Below are 1,818 nucleotides of genomic sequence, written 5' to 3' on the forward strand. Positions count from 1 at the left end.
CGTAGCCGGGCCGTTAGCCACAATTGTACTGATCCCTAACGAAAGATCAATCTGAATCTTTGTTCTAGATTTTGGTAATTTGTAAAATTAAAACCATGAGAAACATCATTCTTTTAAGCTTTTTAAGCTTTTTGATATTCTACAAAGTCAATGCTCAAGCCGACTTTATCGAACCAATGTCGAAAGACTTATTTCTTTCTGATAACAATCGTGCAGAGTTATTTTATGAGCAGGAAAGCAACCCTAAACATTTAGAGGTAAAGCCTATAAAGATGAATGATCTTTGGAGTTTTCAAGATAATGGCTCATTTGAATTTAGTTTGCCTGACATTGAGGCACCGATTTATGCATTTGCGAAAAGACCAAGACGATATTCAGATAGGGATTATATTTGGTCAGGAGAAATTTATAGTGAAGAGGGGCAATTATTAGGGGATGTTGTATTTGCTCAAGAAAAAGACAAAAAATTTGGGCGCATAAATATTGGGGACCGCCGGTTTATGATTCGTGATTTGGGTACAGAGTTAGATGATGATCAGGTTCTAATAGAAATAGATAAAGAGAAAGTAGTAGGACGTTGCTATCAAGATGAAGTTTTTGAAGAGGAAGAAGTTTTAATGGGGCCAAACGATGGTGACAATGAAGAAGTAGAAAGCTGTGATGCAATAATAAGCATATTGATACTTTATTCACAAGAAGTACTCGACGCAGGGATAGACTATGAGCAAGAAGCAATACTTGGGGTAGCTGACCTGAATACTGCCCTTGCCGAATCTGCGATTCCTAATACCAATGTCTCGGCTGAAATTGCAGGATATGAATTATTGGAGGGGTATGAAGAGATGGGCAACGCGATTGCTGCTCGCGGCCAATTAGAACAAAATCCAAATATTCCAGCCCTTAGAGATGAATATAATGCCGATTTGGTTGTCTTGTTCCAAGTCATGGATTTCTTTTCAGATGGCGTGCAACTAGGCGGAATAGCAATGATAAATGATGGCCGATTTACAGGTGGTGTACCAGACGTGAATATGGTTTTTAGTGTGATTGATACAGAAGCTCCGCCAGATATTTTTGCCCATGAAATAGGACACTTACTTGGCTGTCGACATTTAAAGGAAGATGACCCACACGGATTTGCTAATGCTTATGAAATATGCACATTGCCAATATCTGGTGAGGGGCAAAATTTTTGTGCCCAATATATGAGTACTGTCATGGACGGGAACGCTGGTGTAAGCAGGGTATTGAGATTTTCTAATCCGGAAGGACTTTATCAGGAATTTGCCACTGGCACAGAAGATCATAATAATGCTAGAATGATAGCCCAGACAGCTTGCCCGATTAGTCTATTTGGAGGTATGGTGGAGGGCGGATTTGCAGACCCCCCTTTTAATGCCAATGCCACTGGGCCATTGTATATTTATCACGATAATATCGGTTCTTTTACTTATTCCTCTTACTATGAAGGCTGTCAAGACGGCATTGTTGAGTATCACTGGGAAATTAGCTGGGATCATCAGAATACCTTTCAGACGCTGTCTTATGAGGAAGATGCTATTCTACAGGCTGTAGATGTTCCTCAGAACCAACCGACTGGCTTCATCAGACTGACTGCTAGTTGTACCGAAGAGCCGGATGAGGTTGTCAGGGTATTACAGCTCACTAACTGGAGTGCATGGAATTTGAAAATTGACCCAAACGGAGAGGACTCCTATGCAGTTAGGTCTAGCAGAAGAGTAAAAGCTGGGCGTATATCTGAAACCAGTGATGAAGGTGCTTTAAGTATTTTCCCTAATCCTGTGAAGAATATCCTAT

1 protein-coding gene is annotated in these 1,818 nt (G+C 40.5%); it reads left to right on the forward strand.

The window, feature by feature from the left end:
* Nucleotides 1–95 precede the first annotated feature (95 nt).
* A partial coding sequence (locus IX84_RS30050) for a zinc-dependent metalloprotease family protein (RefSeq protein ID WP_044230260.1) occupies nucleotides 96–1,818 on the forward strand: 1,723 nt, incomplete at its 3' end.

This window comes from Phaeodactylibacter xiamenensis (assembly GCF_000759025.1).
In the GTDB taxonomy this organism is placed as follows: domain Bacteria; phylum Bacteroidota; class Bacteroidia; order Chitinophagales; family Saprospiraceae; genus Phaeodactylibacter; species Phaeodactylibacter xiamenensis.